The 16,305-nt window shown below is 52.2% G+C and carries 17 protein-coding genes; 6 read left to right on the top strand and 11 right to left on the bottom strand.

Annotated elements, in window-relative coordinates; genetic code table 11:
- Positions 1-7: 7 nt before the first annotated feature.
- The 3 genes from trmL to cpxR are packed head-to-tail and all read right to left on the bottom strand — an operon-like array spanning position 8 to position 2,587.
- Positions 8-481, bottom strand: coding sequence for a tRNA (uridine(34)/cytosine(34)/5-carboxymethylaminomethyluridine(34)-2'-O)-methyltransferase TrmL (gene trmL / locus GW579_RS22705; RefSeq protein WP_152325013.1), 474 nt, complete (start codon positions 479-481; stop codon positions 8-10).
- 37 nt (positions 482-518) lie between these two features.
- Positions 519-1,889 (bottom strand): envelope stress sensor histidine kinase CpxA, encoded by a 1,371-nt coding sequence (gene cpxA, locus GW579_RS22710; protein WP_152325014.1) that lies wholly within the window; start codon positions 1,887-1,889, stop codon positions 519-521.
- Complete coding sequence (gene cpxR, locus GW579_RS22715; RefSeq protein WP_013577597.1) at positions 1,886-2,587, bottom strand: envelope stress response regulator transcription factor CpxR; 702 nt, start codon at positions 2,585-2,587, stop codon at positions 1,886-1,888. The genes cpxA and cpxR overlap by 4 nt, the downstream gene beginning before the upstream one ends.
- 151 nt (positions 2,588-2,738) lie before the next feature.
- Between cpxR and cpxP the strand changes: the two genes are divergently transcribed.
- From cpxP to GW579_RS22730, 3 genes are all read left to right on the top strand, one after another.
- Positions 2,739-3,248, top strand: a complete 510-nt coding sequence (gene cpxP, locus GW579_RS22720) for a cell-envelope stress modulator CpxP (protein ID WP_152325015.1) — start codon at positions 2,739-2,741, stop codon at positions 3,246-3,248.
- Between the two features lie 345 nt (positions 3,249-3,593).
- Positions 3,594-4,580, top strand: a complete 987-nt coding sequence (pfkA, locus tag GW579_RS22725; RefSeq protein WP_152325016.1) for a 6-phosphofructokinase — start codon at positions 3,594-3,596, stop codon at positions 4,578-4,580.
- A 194-nt stretch (positions 4,581-4,774) separates the two neighbouring features.
- A complete protein-coding gene (locus tag GW579_RS22730; RefSeq protein ID WP_165062058.1) occupies positions 4,775-5,764 on the top strand; it encodes a sulfate ABC transporter substrate-binding protein in 990 nt (329 codons plus the stop codon).
- Positions 5,765-5,827: 63 nt separating this feature from the next.
- On the opposite strand, the gene tpiA is transcribed toward GW579_RS22730, so the two are convergent.
- Together tpiA and GW579_RS22740 are read right to left on the bottom strand one after the other, a co-directional pair.
- Positions 5,828-6,595: a triose-phosphate isomerase gene (tpiA, locus tag GW579_RS22735; RefSeq protein ID WP_104923984.1), complete on the bottom strand. Its 768-nt coding sequence runs from the start codon at positions 6,593-6,595 to the stop codon at positions 5,828-5,830.
- A 127-nt stretch (positions 6,596-6,722) separates the two neighbouring features.
- The gene (locus GW579_RS22740; RefSeq protein WP_165062024.1) at positions 6,723-7,328 is read right to left on the bottom strand and encodes a DUF1454 family protein; all 606 of its coding nucleotides are present in this window, start codon (positions 7,326-7,328) and stop codon (positions 6,723-6,725) included.
- Positions 7,329-7,486: 158 nt separating this feature from the next.
- On the opposite strand from GW579_RS22740, the gene GW579_RS22745 reads away from it, so the two are divergent.
- Positions 7,487-7,915, top strand: a complete 429-nt coding sequence (locus tag GW579_RS22745; protein WP_165062026.1) for a DUF805 domain-containing protein — start codon at positions 7,487-7,489, stop codon at positions 7,913-7,915.
- 10 nt (positions 7,916-7,925) lie between these two features.
- On the opposite strand, the gene fpr is transcribed toward GW579_RS22745, so the two are convergent.
- Positions 7,926-8,672 carry a ferredoxin--NADP(+) reductase gene (fpr, locus tag GW579_RS22750; RefSeq protein ID WP_165062028.1) on the bottom strand — a complete coding sequence of 249 codons (747 nt, stop codon included), beginning with the start codon at positions 8,670-8,672 and terminating at the stop codon, positions 7,926-7,928.
- Between the two features lie 308 nt (positions 8,673-8,980).
- On the opposite strand from fpr, the gene emrD reads away from it, so the two are divergent.
- On the top strand, positions 8,981-10,174 hold the full coding sequence (gene emrD / locus GW579_RS22755) for a multidrug efflux MFS transporter EmrD (protein WP_165062030.1): 1,194 nt from the start codon (positions 8,981-8,983) through the stop codon (positions 10,172-10,174).
- A gap of 68 nt (positions 10,175-10,242) precedes the next feature.
- Here emrD and glpX read toward each other — a convergent pair whose 3' ends face one another.
- The 3 genes from glpX to GW579_RS22770 all read right to left on the bottom strand — a co-directional run bounded on the left by glpX (position 10,243) and on the right by GW579_RS22770 (position 13,814).
- A complete protein-coding gene (gene glpX, locus GW579_RS22760; RefSeq protein WP_104923989.1) occupies positions 10,243-11,253 on the bottom strand; it encodes a class II fructose-bisphosphatase in 1,011 nt (336 codons plus the stop codon).
- A gap of 143 nt (positions 11,254-11,396) precedes the next feature.
- Entirely contained in the window at positions 11,397-12,920 is a 1,524-nt protein-coding gene (glpK, locus tag GW579_RS22765) for a glycerol kinase GlpK (protein WP_152325021.1), read from the bottom strand.
- A 45-nt stretch (positions 12,921-12,965) separates the two neighbouring features.
- Positions 12,966-13,814 (bottom strand): MIP/aquaporin family protein, encoded by an 849-nt coding sequence (locus GW579_RS22770; protein ID WP_152325022.1) that lies wholly within the window; start codon positions 13,812-13,814, stop codon positions 12,966-12,968.
- 589 nt (positions 13,815-14,403) lie between these two features.
- Here GW579_RS22770 and zapB point away from each other — a divergent pair.
- The gene (gene zapB / locus GW579_RS22775) at positions 14,404-14,643 is read left to right on the top strand and encodes a septal ring assembly protein ZapB (RefSeq protein WP_013577585.1); all 240 of its coding nucleotides are present in this window, start codon (positions 14,404-14,406) and stop codon (positions 14,641-14,643) included.
- A gap of 64 nt (positions 14,644-14,707) precedes the next feature.
- Here the strand turns inward: zapB and rraA are convergent, their stop codons facing one another.
- Positions 14,708-15,193 carry a ribonuclease E activity regulator RraA gene (rraA, locus tag GW579_RS22780; protein WP_152325023.1) on the bottom strand — a complete coding sequence of 162 codons (486 nt, stop codon included), beginning with the start codon at positions 15,191-15,193 and terminating at the stop codon, positions 14,708-14,710.
- Positions 15,194-15,313: 120 nt separating this feature from the next.
- Positions 15,314-16,240, bottom strand: coding sequence for a 1,4-dihydroxy-2-naphthoate polyprenyltransferase (locus GW579_RS22785; protein WP_152325024.1), 927 nt, complete (start codon positions 16,238-16,240; stop codon positions 15,314-15,316).
- Between the last annotated feature and the right edge of the window lie 65 nt (positions 16,241-16,305).

Consider the following 16,305-nt stretch of genomic DNA (forward strand, 5'->3'; position numbering starts at 1 on the left):
TTCCGGTTTACTCTTTGAGTAAAGCACCCGGATATCCCAGCTGGCGCCAGGCCTCGTAAACCACCACAGAAACAGCATTCGACAAGTTCATGCTGCGGCTTTCTGCGAGCATCGGAATACGGATTTTATGTCTGGCAGGCAGTGCATCCAGGATTGTAGCGGGCAGGCCGCGCGTTTCCGGGCCGAACAGCAAAAAATCATTATCCTGATAGCTGACGCCGCTGTGAGCGGGCGTGCCTTTTGTGGTCAAAGCGAACAGACGCTGCGGATTTTCGCTGCTGAGAAAAGCGTCGTAGTTTGGGTGATGTTTGATGTGAGCGAATTCGTGATAATCGAGCCCGGCACGGCGCAGGCGCTTATCGTCCCAGCCGAAACCCAGCGGTTCGATGAGGTGAAGCTGACATCCGGTGTTGGCACACAAACGGATAATATTGCCGGTATTTGGCGGGATTTCTGGTTCAAATAAAACGATGTTAAGCATGCGTCCCCCTGATAGAGGGACGCAGAATAGCAGAAACTCAACGCTGGTGCAGCGGCAGCCAGATAATCAGGCGAAGGCCACCCAGCGGGCTATCTTCGGCTTTAACCTTACCTCTGTGCTGCTGAACGGCGGTATCCACAATCGCCAGCCCGAGGCCAGTTCCGCCTGATTCACGATCGCGAGCCTCATCAGTCCGGTAGAACGGACGGAAAATCTGTTCGCGATCTTCTTCACTGACACCTGGGCCGTCGTCATCCACGGTAATGGTGATACCTTCGTTGTCGTGAGCGAAGTTCAGCGCGATGTGATGATGTGAATAGCGCAGGGCGTTGCGCACAATGTTTTCCAGTGCGCTGTCGAGCGCAGCCGCATTACCGATGAGTTTCCACGGGCCCGGAGGCGAGGTCACTTCAAGGGTTTTGCCCATCTGCTCAGCTTCAAACTGCGCATCATCAATCACGCCAGCCCACAATTCGTTGGCCTTCAGGGTTTCCCGCGACAGCTCATTTTTGTGCTGACTGCGCGATAACACCAGCAGGTCATTGATCATTCCGTCCAGACGCTGCGCCTCATTCTCGATGCGCTGCAACTCTTTGCCTTCACCGTGGCGACGACGCATCAGCGCGGTTGCCAGCTGAAGTCGCGTCAGCGGTGTACGGAGTTCATGCGAGATATCCGAAATCAGCCGTTGTTGCGCGGTCACCATGCGTTCGAGCGCGCTGACCATCTGGTTGAAACTGGCGCCAGTCGCGAGGAACTCCTGCGGTCCGGCTTCGAGTTCCGGATGTTGTTTGAGATTTCCCCGTGCAACGTCATCTGCGGCGTTTTTCAACTTACGTGCAGGTTTCGCCAGACTCCATGCCAGCCAGAGCAGAAGCGGAGCGCTGATGAGCATTGTGACGATGAGCAAAAGAAGCGGGCGGTCAAACATCAGATTGATAAAATCAGACTGAGAGCTGCTGGCCGGACGCATCAGGTAAAGCTGATAGTTGTCCTCGCCGTCACGAACAGAAAATGGCCCCACCATTTCAACGCGGCCATATTTCTTTTTCTTCGGACGATCGGAGTTGTCAGACTGCCCGATGAAGTTACGCACGATCTGCATTTCATTGCGCTGCGCACCGATGACGCGGCCTTCGCTGGTGACCAGCAACAGGCGCTGGCCCGGCGGAGCCCACTTATCGATCGCGCGGAACAGCCTGCGCCACCACATCAGGTCATTAGCCGGATCCGTGGCGAGTTCGGCTTCGACATGTTGTTCAATCATCAGGCCTTGCCGCTGTTCGTTATCGAGCAACGGCGTAATCTGGCGAGAATCGAGTTTCGGCACCATCAATACCAACATCAGCACCAGCGCTAATGTGAACCAAAAAATGGCAAAGATACGCGCCGTAAGGCTGTTTATCATGAAGCAGAAACCATCAGATAACCGCGTCCGCGCAAGGTTTTAAACCACGGATGTCCGTCCTGACGGTCGGGCAATTTACGGCGCAAATTAGAAATATGCATATCGATGGCACGGTCAAACGGCGTCAGACGTTTACCCAGTACTTCCTGGCTCAGATGCTCGCGTGAAACGACCTGTCCGAGATGTTTTGCCAGTAAATACAGCAGGGTAAATTCAGTCCCGGTGAGATCCAGCGCTTCACCGTTAAAACTGGCTTCCTGGCGGCCGGGGTTAAGTTGCAGCCCGTCGACTTCCAGCGTTGGCGAGCCATTATTTTCATTGGTTTGCTGCTGTTCGCTCCAATTGGAACGGCGCAACATGGCGCGGATGCGCGCAACCAGTTCACGGTCGTTAAACGGTTTTGGCAGATAGTCATCGGCACCCAGTTCGAGGCCGAGAACACGGTCTAATTCACTGCCGCGAGCGGTTAACATAATCACTGGCGTCTGGTGGCGCTGGCGTAATTCTTTAAGGGTTTCAATGCCGTTCTTCTTCGGCATCATCACGTCAAGTAACAGAAGATCGATGGTATTATCGATTTTCTCTAATGCCTGCTCACCGTCGTAAGCCACCACAACATTAAAGCCTTCCATTTCGAGTAATTCTTTCAAAAGTGAAGTCAGTTCACGGTCATCATCAACTAACAAAATTTTATTCATTGTATTTACCTCTAGACGCAAAATACGTCATCAATTGCCGCTATTCCATGACTTTACGTACTTTTACAAGCACTGACGCTTGTTTGCAGCAGCAGGTTTAGACTGCTTTTCAATGATTCGCGATGAGCGATAAAGACTTTAGGAGTATGTGATGTTTAAGGCAGCTTCAATTGGTTTGGCCACGCTTCTGACGCTGAGTTCAGGTGTCGTTTTAGCAGATGGCGCAAAACCAGTGTCGGCGATGCCAGCAGAACATGATAGCACGTTGTTGGATAAGCCTCAGGAACGCAACACACTGTTTGATGGTGTGAATCTGACCGAGCAACAGCGCCAACAAATGCGCGACCTAATGCATCAGGCCCGTAAAGATTTGCCTCATGTAAATGTAGAACAGATGGAAACTATGCACAGGCTGGTGACCGCTGAAAAATTTAATCAGGCCGCTGTAAGGGCTCAAGCCGAATTAATGGCTCAGGAACAAGTGGACCGCCAGGTCGAAATGGCCCGCATCCGCAACCAGATGTTTAATCTTCTGTCTCCCGAGCAAAAAGATGTACTTAACCGGAAGCACGAGCAACGCATGAAAGAGATGCAAGCGCAGCTTTCTGGTTTACAACCCCCTTCTGCCCAGAAGACGAGTAGTACCAGCACGACCGAGTAAGATCCCTGTTTTTCCTTGCCATAGACACCATCCCTGTCTTCCCCCACCGAAAGGTGGGGTTTTTTTTGTCCGCAATTTGGAATTGTTTCACAAAACCGGAAATTAACAAGATGGAAATCTGCGCGTAACCAACCGGAAATATCTTGTAAAAGCCGTATGAATCAGTAAATTGCGATGTACAGAGCGTTGTATGCGTGTTCTTGCTGACTTGAATCAATTCAGCTACGGTGTTTTGTTATACTATAGGCTCAAACGCTAATAAGCCCTTTGGCTGCAAAAGTTAAATCCGCCGACGGGCAGGCTCAAGATTCTTAAGAAATTGCATCTACAAGTTCAGAGGTAGTCATGATCAAAAAAATTGGTGTACTGACAAGCGGTGGCGATGCACCGGGCATGAACGCTGCGATCCGCGGCGTTGTGCGTTCGGCGTTATCCGCAGGTTTGGAAGTTTTCGGTATTGAAGATGGCTATCTCGGCATGTACGAAAATCGCATGCGAGAACTCGACCGCTACAGCGTTTCAGACATGATCAACCGTGGCGGTACTTTCCTGGGTTCAGCGCGTTTCCCTGAATTCCGCGATCCGGACATGCGGAAAGTTGCCCTGCAAAACCTGAAAGATCGCGGTATCGACGGCCTCGTCGTTATCGGCGGTGACGGTTCTTATGCCGGTGCTGACCTGCTGACGAAAGAAGGTGGCATTCGTTGTATCGGCCTGCCAGGCACCATCGACAACGACGTTGCCGGTACTGACTACACCATCGGTTTCTTCACTGCTCTGGGTACTGTGGTTGAAGCTATCGACCGCCTGCGTGACACCTCTTCTTCACACCAGCGTATCTCTATCGTTGAAGTGATGGGCCGTTACTGCGGCGATTTGACTCTGGCTGCGGCAATTGCCGGTGGTTGCGAATTTATCGCCATCCCAGAAGTTGAATTCAAACGTGATGATCTGGTTGCTGAAATCAAAGCCGGCATCGCGAAAGGTAAAAAGCACGCTATCGTCGCCATCACTGAAAAGTTAGATGATATCGATGAGCTGGCTAAATACATCGAGAAAGAAACCTGTCGTGAAACCCGTGGCACCGTACTGGGTCACATCCAGCGTGGTGGTGCACCGGTTGCTTATGACCGTATTTTAGCGTCCCGCATGGGTGCTTACGCGGTAGACCTGCTGATGGAAGAAGGTCGTGACTACGGCAAAGGCGGTTACTGCGTCGGTGTTCAAAACGAGAAAATGGTTCACGAACTGATCTCTGTGTGTATTTCTCCTGAGAACAAGAAAAGTAAGTTCAAAGAAGACTGGTACGATACAGCTAAAAAACTGTTCTAAAAACAGCTTCTTGCCTGAATATAAGAACCTCCTTTACGGGAGGTTTTTTTTCGACCTGTTTCTGGTTATTCCAGAAAGTAATAGAAAAAAACCTTTTATTCTTTAGTTGTTTTCTTTTTCTCTGGCACGCTCTGTTCATCCAATCAAATTAATGAAATCCATAAAAACTATTTTTGGGAGAGAGTGCGATGCGTATGCGTAAATGGGGTGCAGGTCTGGCATTACTGTTGGTAGCAACCGGGGCGATTGCCAAAGACATTCAGATTCTGAACGTGTCGTACGATCCAACCCGTGAGCTTTATGAGCAATATAACAAAGCATTCAGTAAATACTGGCAGGGCAAAACCGGTGATACCGTGACCGTTCGCCAGTCACACGGCGGTTCAGGCAAGCAGGCAACGTCTGTCATTAACGGTATTGAAGCCGATGTCGTGACCCTCGCCCTGGCGTATGACGTAGATGCTATCGCTGAACGCGGCCGTATTGATAAAAACTGGATCACCCGCCTGCCAGACAATTCTGCCCCTTACACGTCGACCATCGTATTCCTGGTTCGCAAAGGCAACCCGAAACAAATTCACGACTGGAATGATTTGATCAAACCGGGTGTATCGATTATCACCCCGAATCCTAAAACATCAGGCGGCGCGCGCTGGAACTATCTGGCTGCGTGGGGCTATGCCCTGCATCACAACAACAATGACAAAGCGAAAGCTCAGGATTTTGTGAAAGCGCTGTATAAAAACGTGGAAGTGCTGGATTCCGGTGCCCGCGGCGCGACAAATACCTTTGTGGAACGCGGTATTGGTGATGTGCTGATTGCCTGGGAAAACGAAGCGCTGCTGGCCACTAAGGAAGTTGGAAAAGACAAGTTTGAAATCGTGACGCCAAGCGAATCGATTCTGGCAGAGCCAACGGTTTCTGTAGTGGATAAAGTGGTCGATAAGCGTGATACGCGTACCGTGGCAGAAGCTTATCTGAAGTACCTGTACTCACCGGAAGGCCAGACTATTGCAGCTGAAAACTACTATCGTCCGCGTGATCCGGTTGTTGAGAAAAAATTCGATGCTGAATTCCCTAAACTGAAACTGTTCACCATTGGTGATGTTGCAGGAACCTGGGCTCAGGCGCAGAAAGATCACTTCGCGACTGACGGGATTTTCGACCAAATCAGCAAGCGTTAATCCTGTTTTCAGGCAATAAAAAACCCCGGCAAGCCGGGGTTTTTGCGCTCAGAAGGAACAGGCTTACGCTTGTTTTGCTTCTGCGGCCGCTTTAACGATCACTGCGAAAGCGTCAGCTTTCAGTGATGCGCCGCCAACCAGTGCGCCATCGATGTCTGGCTGAGTGAACAGTTCAGCAGCGTTAGCAGCGTTAACAGAACCGCCGTACTGGATGATAACTTGTTCAGCCACAGCAGCATCTTGTTTAGCGATGTGGTCACGGATGAATTTGTGAACGGCCTGAGCCTGAGCTGGGGTCGCTGATTTGCCTGTACCGATAGCCCAAACAGGTTCGTAAGCGATCACTGCGCCTTCGAATGCTTTCGCGCCCAGAGTGTTCAGAACGGCGTCCAGTTGCTTAGCGCATACGGCTTCAGTTTTACCGGCTTCGTTTTCTGCTTCAGTTTCACCGATGCACAGAACAGGGATCAGACCCGCTTCTTTCAGCACGCCAAATTTCTTAGCAATGAACTCGTCGCTTTCTTTGTGGTAAGTGCGGCGTTCTGAGTGACCGATGATGATGTATTTCGCACCGATATCTTTCAGCATGTCGGCAGAGATCTCACCGGTGAATGCGCCGGACAGGTTAGCATCAACGTTCTGAGCACCCAGCGCGATACGGCTGCCGGCCAGAGCGTGTTTAGCCTGTGACAGGTAAACTTCTGGTGGAGCAATTGCAACGCCACAACCTACAACGGTGCTCAGCTCGGTACGCAGAGCAGCAATCAGTTCGTTAACCATGTGGGTGCTGCCGTTAAGCTTCCAGTTACCCATCACTAATGGATGTCGCATGTTTTTTCCTCCAAAAGGGGACGCGAGTGTCGATTAAAATTTCTGCCAAACAAGCAGATTACCTGTGCAACAGTATAGAGATCATTGACCATAAAGGCTTTGCTTTTTGTCATTAAAAACCGTCATCTCAGGGCTCGGCCAGCGCCAGTTTTACCGGCTCAACGGCAAACGTCAGGCCTTTTTCGCCATTGTCTGAAATCACAAAACGCACCGCCCCAACTTCCTGTTTATAAAACTGCTGACCTTTCCCTTTTTCAATCAGGGACGTCACTCTCGCCACGCTTTGTTCCGGCGAAAGGGTGGCATCAAACTGACGCATCAGATTTGCCATATAGCTGACAGCCAGCGTGCGGGCGGCTTTTTCTTCAGGGCCCTGAATCGGCAAATAGGTAATTTGCAGCGTTTTGATTTTGCCTGTGCCTTTTTCCAGCGCGGTGGAGGCATAGAGATTTTCGTTAATTTTGCTGGCCGCGCGGGTCAGCGAGCTGTTAGCGGATTCACTGATTGCGCGGAATTCGCCGATCTGCTGGGTCGGATTCGCTTCATTGTATTTGGCGCGGAAGTTAATCAGCGTCGTTTCGAATGTCGGTGCGCCTGCCAGAAGATACGGGGCTTTCGGCATCTCTTCTGCGCCGGAATGGTCAGCCGGCGGATCGGCAAGGGCTGTGTTCTGGCCCGCGAGTATCAGTAATACGGGCAAAGTCAGTTGTAAAATCGATTTAGCAACAGTCATAGGGCGTTTCTTATTTTGTTTCAACAGACCGATTAAAGCGGTGATCGGGGGGCAATGTCAAAAGGAGTGCGTAAACATTCTCCCGGCCACGGTGCATCAGGTACACTCGCCCTGTTTTAACATTTTCCTCTCATTGTTTTTTAGGGAACCGACGGTCAATGACGTTACAGCACGCACTGTTTTCTTTTAACGGCCGCCTGGGCCGCCGCGATTTTTGGATCTGGATGATCAGCTGGCTGATTCTGATGGCCGCCGATTTCTTCTTTGCCGCACAGCTATGGATTACCTATCAGACCGCGGGTTTCGCGCTGGTCGTCCTGTTGTGGCCAACGGCGGCGGTGCTGGTGAAAAGGTTACATGACCGCAATAAGTCGGCCTGGTGGGCATTGTTGTTTGTGCTGGCGTGGATGCTGGTGGCCGGAAACTGGGCGGCGGCGATGCCGCAGACGTGGGGCTGGGTATTAGGACGGCTGGTGCCTTCGGTCATTTTCATCATGCTGATTATCGACTGCGGCGCTTTCGCCGGTACACCGGGCACAAATCGTTTTGGCCCGGAGCCGGAAGACGTCAGATTTAAATCTGCATAACAAAAAATACTTACCAGTAGTGTTCGCTGGTCATATGACCCGGTTTGCGTTTGAGATGCTTGCGCATGCCATGCAGGTCTTTCAGCACCTGCTGGGTATCGCGGACCATCTGCGGGTTTCCGCAGAGCATGATGTGGCTGTCTTCCGCGTTGATCTTCAGGCCGACAGCCCCTTCCAGCGTGCCATTTTCAATCAGCGCCGGGACACGGCCGGTCAGTGAGCCTGAAATTTCTTCACGGCTGACGACGGTCTGAATATGCAGTTTGCCTTCATAACGTCGCTGTAATTGCTGCATCAGCGGTAAATAGCTGAGATCGGCAGCAAAGCGCGCGGCGTGGATCAGTACGATATTTTTAAAACGCTCCAGACCGGCTCCTTCCTGCAAAATTGACAGATAAGGCCCGATGGCGGTACCGGTTGCCAGCATCCAAAGCGTGTCACACTCAGGAACTTCATCAATCACGAAAAAACCGGCGGCTTCTTTGGTGACATGAATTTCGTCGCCGGGCTGCATCACGTGCAGACGCGGGCTGAGTTTTCCTTCCGGCACGTTGACCAGATAAAACTCCAGGTCTGCGCTGGAAGGCGGATTGACGTAGGAATATGCACGCTGAACCCGCTCGCCGTCGATTTCCAGAGAGAGTTTGGCAAACTGGCCTGCGGTAAAAGAGTCGACTGGCGCATTGACCGTGATGCTGAACAAATTGTCCGTCCAGTGCTCAACTTTTTTGATTTTTCCCGTTACCCAATCAGCCATAAAAACTCCTGTCGTTTCTGATTTCGTCATGCATAGCGAATTTATGCGCTGATTTTATTTCAAATTTTTCGGATCCCTTATCGGTTAAATGTTATCAGCCTGTTCTGCGTCCGTTAGCCAGTATCGATTTCTGTACAGTCTGCGTTACAGATCTGGCTCCTGTCGCTGCCAGCAAAATAACAGGAGAGTTTGCCGCACCCCTCGCTTATTCATCTGAATTTGTTAACTTATGCGCCGCCGTATTATCGGCGGTTTTGCTGGTTATTTGTTCTGAACTTTTTCCACCTTATCTGATAACGAACTGAAAAATGAAAAATCTGGAAAATATTCACCTGCTTGTGATGCTGATATTGCTGGTGGCGGTCGGTCAGATGGCGCAGACCATTTATGTGCCGAACATCGCGGATATGGCGACCAGTCTGGCCGTCAAACCGGGGGCAGTGCAGCGCGTTATGGCCGCTTATTTGCTGACCTACGGCGGCTCGCAGCTGATTTACGGCCCGTTGTCCGACAACGTGGGGCGCAAACCGGTGATCCTCACCGGTCTGATGATTTTCCTGATTGGTGCGGCGGGCGCGATGGTGTCATCCAGTCTGAATATGCTGATCCTGGCCAGTGCGGTTCAGGGGCTGGGCACCGGCGTAGCGGGCGTGATGGCGAGAACCATGCCGCGTGACTTATACAGCGGCGGTGCTTTGCGCCACGCCAACAGTTTGCTGAACATGGGGATTCTGGTCAGCCCGCTGTTAGCGCCGGTTATCGGTGGTGCGCTGGCTGCGTGGCTGGGCTGGCGGGCGAGTTTCGGTTTTCTGCTTATTCTGTGCGCGGGCGTCGCGTTTTCGATGTACCGCTGGTTGCCGGAAACCCGCCCGGAATTTACTGCTGACCATCCGCCGCGCAAAATGCTCAGCAGCCTGCGTTTGTTGCTGGCAGACGGCAATTTCAGCCGCTATCTGGTAATGCTGGTGGGCGCGCTGGCGGGCGTGGCGGTCTTTGAAGCCAGCTGCGGCGTGCTGATGGGCGGCGTGTTGGGGCTGAGCGGTGTGATGGTCAGCATCCTGTTTATCCTGCCGATCCCTGCGGCATTCTTCGGTGCCTGGTATGCCGGGCGTACGGAGAAAAGCTTCCAGCAACTGATGTGGCATTCGGTCATCAGCTGTCTGCTGGCGGGATTATTGATGTGGATCCCGGGCTGGCTGGGCATTATGAATATCTGGACGCTGATCGTGCCTGCGTCTTTGTTCTTCTTCGGCGCGGGTATGTTATTCCCGCTGGCGACGACCGGCGCGATGGAGCCTTTCCCGTATCTGGCGGGGGCTGCAGGGGCGCTGGTGGGCGGTTTGCAGAATATGGGATCCGGGCTGGTGGCGTGGATGTCAGCGATGTTGCCGCAAACCGGTCAGTTCAGTCTTGGCCTGCTGATGTTTGCGATGGCTGTGCTGATTTTGCTGTGCTGGTGGCCGATGTCGAACCGCAGTCAGCATGAAGGACATGCGGTTTAACGTTTTGTTTTACATTAAAAAAGGCAGGGCAAAAAAACCTGCCTTTTTGATGACCGGAAGGCCGCGGATCAGATAATGAATTCGTGCAGCGCGGCGTCTTTGCGGTCTAGATAATGCGTCGAACGGATGCGGCGGATGGTGCGGGATTTGCCACGAATCAGCAGTGTTTCGGTGGTCGCCATATTTCCCTGACGGCTGATGCCTTCCAGAAGATCGCCTTTGGTAATCCCGGTCGCTGAGAAAATCACGTTGTCGTTGCGCGCCATATCATCAAGCAACAGCACTTTCCCGGCTTCAATCCCCATCGCTTTACAGCGCGCCAGCTCTTCTTCGCCAATCCGGCGGTTTTCCGGCGTATCTCCTTTGACGTCATGACGCGCCAGTAATCGCCCCTGCATATCGCCATCCAGCGCGCGGATAACGGCCGCAGAAATCACGCCTTCAGGCGCGCCGCCAATTCCATAAAGCACGTCAACCTCACTTTCCGGCATGCAGGTCAGAATGGTTGCTGCGACGTCACCGTCCGGGAACGCAAAGACGCGGACACCGGCGGTCAGCATTTCACGGATTGCGTCGTCATGACGCGGTTTTGCTAGCACGGCAACAGTCAGTTCGGTCAGCGGTTTGTTCAGCGCTTTGGCAATATTCGCCAGATTTTCTGCCAGCGTCAGGTTCAGATTAATAGCGCCTTTCGCGCCAGGACCGACGGCAATTTTCTCCATGTACATATCAGGGGCGTTGAGGAAAGAACCCTGATCGCCCACAGCCAGCACAGCCAGTGCGTTGGACTGACCCATTGCGGTCATGCGCGTGCCTTCAATCGGATCCACCGCAATATCGACCGCGTCGCCGTTGCCGGTACCGACTTTTTCGCCGATATACAGCATCGGTGCTTCATCGATTTCACCTTCGCCAATCACAATCGTGCCGTCGATATCGACTTTATTAAGCATGATGCGCATGGACTGCACGGCGGCGTTATCGGCGAGGTTTTTATCCCCACGGCCCAGCCATTTATAACCGGCGAGCGCGGCAGCTTCGGTCACGCGGGAGAACTCGATTGCTAATTCACGTTTCATTGGAAAACCTGTTGGAAGAAAAGAAAGAGTTCGGTGAGGCAAGGCTCATCTGTGCCGCAGATTTTAGCACAGTGGGAAGGACGCATAAAAAAACTCCCCGGATGGGGAGTTTCATAAAAGGTGTTGGCGTAAAACTGACGGGATTACTCGTCGTGATCTTCCCACGAACGAACGCGTGCCACCGCTTTCTGCCAGCCTTTATAGCGGACATTACGTTCCGTTGTTTCAATGCTTGGGCGGAATTCACGTTCGATAGTGGCTTTGCTGCGGACTTCTTCCAGATCGTTCCAGAAACCGACGGCCAGGCCTGCGAGGAAAGCAGAACCCAGCGCGGTAACTTCCAGCACTTCAGGACGCTCAACGCGGGTACCCAAAATGTCGGACTGGAATTGCATCAGGAAGTTGTTGGCGACCGCGCCGCCGTCCACGCGTAAGGATTGCAGACGGGCACCGGAATCGGCCTGCATGGCATCCAGTACGTCGCGGGTCTGATAAGCAATAGACTCCAGCGTTGCGCGGATGATGTGGTTGCTGTTCGCACCACGGCTCAGACCGAAGATTGCGCCACGGGCATACGGGTCCCAGTAAGGGGCGCCGAGGCCGGTGAAAGCAGGCACCACGTAAACGCCGTTAGTGTCTTTCACCTTCATCGCGAAATATTCGGAGTCAGTTGCATCGCTGATCAGTTTCAGCTCATCACGCAGCCACTGAATAGATGCGCCACCAACGAAAACGGCACCTTCCAGCGCGTAGTTTACTTCGCCACGCGGGCCGCAGGCGATGGTGGTCAGCAGACCATTTTTCGATGCAACAACTTCGGTGCCGGTGTTCATTAACAGGAAGCAGCCGGTGCCGTAGGTGTTTTTCGCCATACCCGGTTGCACGCACAGTTGGCCGTAAAGCGCCGCCTGCTGGTCACCGGCAATACCGGCGATTGGAATACGCGTACCGCCTTTACCACCAATGTTGGTCTGGCCGTAAATTTCAGAGGAAGGACGGACTTCCGGCAGCATTTCACGCGGAATATCCAGCGCTTCGAGCATGCGTTCATCCCACTTCAAATCACGGATATTGAACAGCATGGTACGTGATGCGTTGGTGTAATCCGTCACGTGAACGCGTCCCTGAGTCATTTTCCAGACCAGCCAGGTATCCACAGTCCCGAACAGCAGTTCGCCGCGTTTAGCACGTTCACGGGAGCCTTCAACGTTATCGAGGATCCATTTCAGTTTGGTGCCGGAGAAGTACGGGTCAACCACCAGGCCGGTGTTGTGACGGATGTACTCTTCCATCCCGTCTTTTTTCAGCTTTTCGCAGATATCAGCAGTACGACGGCATTGCCACACAATCGCGTTATAAATCGGCTTGCCGGTTTCTTTTTCCCACACGATGGTGGTTTCACGCTGGTTGGTGATACCGATACCGGCGATCTGATCGGAATTGATGTCGGCTTTAGCCAGCACTTCAACCAGTACCGAGCTTTGCGATGACCAGATTTCCATCGGATCGTGCTCAACCCAGCCAGATTTAGGGTAGATCTGGGTAAATTCACGCTGAGAAACGCTGATGATGTTGGCATCGTGATCCAGCACTACTGCGCGTGAGCTGGTCGTACCCTGATCGAGTGCGACAATGTATTTTTTTTCGTGAGTCGTATCTGCTGACATAATTTTCATCCTGCAAATGAGTAAGCTGTGGAACAGTTTAGCCGATCAGGCCTTACGCTGTTTGGTTGGCTGTGACGCTTTGTCAGCCGCTGTTTCGTTAATCTGGTGTGGCAGGTGACGACTAATCAATGCTTTATAGCCGACCGCACCCAGACACGCACCCAGCAGTGGGCCAAAAATCGGTACCAGGAAGTAAGGGATATCTCGGGCGCCGGTGAAGGCCACTTTGCCCCAGCCTGCGAAGTAAGCGAACAGTTTCGGTCCGAAATCACGCGCCGGGTTCAGTGCGAATCCGGTCAGTGGCCCCATGGATGCACCGATAACTGCAATCAGAATACCGATCAGCAGCGGAGCCAGCGGGCCACGTGGCAGGCCGTTGCCGTCATCGGTCAGGCCGAGGATCAGCGACATCAGAACGGCGGTGATCACGGTTTCAACCAGGAACGCCTGCAATACGCTGATGTGCGGGTTTGGATACGTCGAGAAGATACCGGCAAGGCTCAGACTGTCTACGCTGCCGCGTACCATGTTGTGAGTTTGCTCGAAATCGTAGAACAGATTGTAGTAAAGGCCGTAAACCAGCGCGGCGGCACAGAAGGCGCCTGCGACCTGCGCGATGATGTAAGGCAGAACTTTGCGTCCTTCAAAGTTTGCAAACAAACATAGCGCGACGGTGACAGCCGGGTTCAGGTGTGCGCCTGAGATCGCCGCAGTCAGGTAAATGGCCATGGCCACACCGAAACCCCAGACGATACTGATTTCCCACTGGCCAAAGGATGCTCCGGCAAGCTTCAATGCGGCAACACAGCCTGCACCGAAGAAAATGATAAGCCCGGTACCCAGAAACTCAGCGATGCACTGACCTTTTAATGTGGAACTCATGGTTTGGCTCATAGTTTGATCCTGCTAAGGATGATGTTAATGATTGGTTATAGTTTTTCTGTTATGTCGTACGTGAACGTAATCGGATTTTGACGTTCATCATTAAATGAGAACGCAATGTGAATTTATCGTTAACGAGCATAAACGAGAAATAGCGAAATCAAATTTTGTGTGTCGTGTCATAAAAATGAGCGATTTCGCGTATTCGCAGGCCATCACGCGCGGAAAAAAGGCCACGATTTAACAATTTTTGGGCCGCGTCGGTTGAAACGAACATAACAACAGGCCGGATAAGGTTATTCGGTATTAACGGGGATTTCTGGTGAGTGACGCTGCTTTTTAAGCATTTCCTGATACCCGGCGCTGTAAAATTGCAACAGACTGCGTGCAGGAAGGGGTTCTTGCTAGACAGGGCAAAGCTGGCTACATACAATCACCCGGTAAGACACCCGCTGGTTTTACAAGACTTTGGCGCAATTCAGACCCGGATTTGGTTTGTATTCGTTATCAAAATCGACGGAGTGCAGGAATTCTTGAGCCGTGTCCGGATGATGCGGCAGAACATAAGATGTGCGCCTTGCGAACATAAGGGGACCGAAAAATGTCATTTGAAGTATTTGAGAAATTAGAAGCTAAAGTTCAGCAAGCGATCGATACCATTACTCTTTTGCAGATGGAAATCGAAGAACTGAAAGAACAAAACAATACCCTGTCTCAGGAAGTTCAGCAGGCGAGTGGTAATCATGAATCGCTGGTGCGTGAAAATGCACAGTTGAAAGAAGAACAGCACGTGTGGCAGGACCGTCTGCGTGCATTGCTGGGAAAAATGGAAGAAGTCTGATGACTTCGGCCTGAAAATAAAAAAGGACGCCACGGCGTCCTTTTTTGTTGCTGAAAGCGCAAGGTTATTCGATGTCGAGCGGGTCTTCTGACAGCACGATACCGGTGTTGTCGGCATAAAGATGGTCACCGGAGAAGAAGGTGACACCGCCGAAATTGACACGAATGTCGCTTTCGCCAATCCCTTCACTGCCTGCCCCCGCCGGAATCGCTGCCATCGCCTGAATGCCGATATCCAGTTCTTCCAGATCATCTACCTGACGAACTGCACCGTAAATCACAATGCCTTCCCATTCGTTTTGCAACGCCAGGCGTGCCAGACCGGCATCAAGCAATGCGCGACGAACGGAGCCACCGCCATCGACCAGCAGTACGCGACCACGGCCATTTTCTTCCAGCAAGTCATAAAGCAAGCCATTGTCTTCGAAACACTTCACTGTCGTGATTTGCCCGCCAAATGAAGTACGGCCACCAAAGTTGGAGAACAGGGGTTCGACGACATTCACTTCTTCATGGTAGATGTCGCAAAGTTCGGAAGTATCGTATTTCATAGGATTTCATCTGGTTGCTGCATGAGTGTTCAGTATATCCCTTTCGGACGGATGTTGGCAAAATCATCAATTGTTAAATGTGAAAAGCGGCTCGATAAACGCACATCAGGCCACTTTTATTCAATTGAGTAACAGACCCACCGCAAACAACACGTTAGTCAGTAACGCCGTTTTCACCATATGTTCGAGCAGCGGACGCACTTCCAAAGATGTTTTGGACTTTCTTACGCGGATGACGTGAGTCACCAGCATCGGTACGGCCAGAATAAATAACCAGCCGGTCCAGTGGCGCAAATACACGGCGGAAAAAATGGCCAGGCACAGTGTGGCGGCGGCCAAAATAAACGTGTGATAATTGCGGGCATTCACTGGCCCGAGGCGAACCGCCAGCGTGTTTTTGCCGTTGGCGCGATCGGTTTCGATATCGCGCAAATTGTTGATATTCAGCACCGCCGTCGAGAGCAATCCCGTTGCGGTGGCCGGCAGCATCACAATCCAGTCAAAATATCCCGCCTGCAAATAGAATGTCCCGGCGACGCTTATCCAGCCAAAGAAAATCAAAACGGAAATATCACCCAGCCCCATATAACCGTAAGGGCGCGTGCCGACGGTATATGTGATGGCCGCGCCAATCGAGAGAAGGCCGAGGATCACAAAGCCCACGACATCACTCGGTTTGTGGCAGGCGACAGCAATAAGCGCGATTCCGCACACGAGCGTCAGGGCGATGGTCAGGATAATCGCGCGCTTCATCTGTGCGGCGGTAATCATCCCTTTTTGCATCCCGCGCAACGGCCCGACGCGATCGGGCGTATCACTGCCTTTTTCGGCATCGCCATAATCATTGGCCAGATTAGACAGGATTTGCAGACAACCCGCCGTCAGCAACGCCAGCAGCGCGATGAGCGGATGGAAAACGCCTTGCAGGCTGGCAATCGCCGAACCCATGACAATTGAGGCAAAAGCCAGAGGCAGCGTTTTAGGACGCAGGCTTTCAAGCCATGCGCGGGCAGGCGTGGTCGGGGTGCAGGGAGTCATTGTGCTCATAGGTGATTTCGCTCAGGTGAACAGTCAGTCCGAAATCTAAAAAAAATCAGGGAGGCAAACGCCTC

Source organism: Rahnella contaminans, from assembly GCF_011065485.1.
GTDB lineage: Bacteria > Pseudomonadota > Gammaproteobacteria > Enterobacterales > Enterobacteriaceae > Rahnella > Rahnella contaminans.

Bases quoted from the DNA above. Each gene is read 5' to 3' on its own strand.
- trmL (WP_152325013.1), bottom strand. From the start codon at position 481: ATGCTTAACATCGTTTTATTTGAACCAGAAATCCCGCCAAATACCGGC.
- cpxA (WP_152325014.1), bottom strand. From the start codon at position 1,889: ATGATAAACAGCCTTACGGCGCGTATCTTTGCCATTTTTTGGTTCACA.
- cpxR (WP_013577597.1), bottom strand. From the start codon at position 2,587: ATGAATAAAATTTTGTTAGTTGATGATGACCGTGAACTGACTTCACTT.
- cpxP (WP_152325015.1), top strand. From the start codon at position 2,739: ATGTTTAAGGCAGCTTCAATTGGTTTGGCCACGCTTCTGACGCTGAGT.
- pfkA (WP_152325016.1), top strand. From the start codon at position 3,594: ATGATCAAAAAAATTGGTGTACTGACAAGCGGTGGCGATGCACCGGGC.
- GW579_RS22730 (WP_165062058.1), top strand. From the start codon at position 4,775: ATGCGTAAATGGGGTGCAGGTCTGGCATTACTGTTGGTAGCAACCGGG.
- tpiA (WP_104923984.1), bottom strand. From the start codon at position 6,595: ATGCGACATCCATTAGTGATGGGTAACTGGAAGCTTAACGGCAGCACC.
- GW579_RS22740 (WP_165062024.1), bottom strand. From the start codon at position 7,328: ATGACTGTTGCTAAATCGATTTTACAACTGACTTTGCCCGTATTACTG.
- GW579_RS22745 (WP_165062026.1), top strand. From the start codon at position 7,487: ATGACGTTACAGCACGCACTGTTTTCTTTTAACGGCCGCCTGGGCCGC.
- fpr (WP_165062028.1), bottom strand. From the start codon at position 8,672: ATGGCTGATTGGGTAACGGGAAAAATCAAAAAAGTTGAGCACTGGACG.
- emrD (WP_165062030.1), top strand. From the start codon at position 8,981: ATGAAAAATCTGGAAAATATTCACCTGCTTGTGATGCTGATATTGCTG.
- glpX (WP_104923989.1), bottom strand. From the start codon at position 11,253: ATGAAACGTGAATTAGCAATCGAGTTCTCCCGCGTGACCGAAGCTGCC.
- glpK (WP_152325021.1), bottom strand. From the start codon at position 12,920: ATGTCAGCAGATACGACTCACGAAAAAAAATACATTGTCGCACTCGAT.
- GW579_RS22770 (WP_152325022.1), bottom strand. From the start codon at position 13,814: ATGAGCCAAACCATGAGTTCCACATTAAAAGGTCAGTGCATCGCTGAG.
- zapB (WP_013577585.1), top strand. From the start codon at position 14,404: ATGTCATTTGAAGTATTTGAGAAATTAGAAGCTAAAGTTCAGCAAGCG.
- rraA (WP_152325023.1), bottom strand. From the start codon at position 15,193: ATGAAATACGATACTTCCGAACTTTGCGACATCTACCATGAAGAAGTG.
- GW579_RS22785 (WP_152325024.1), bottom strand. From the start codon at position 16,240: ATGAGCACAATGACTCCCTGCACCCCGACCACGCCTGCCCGCGCATGG.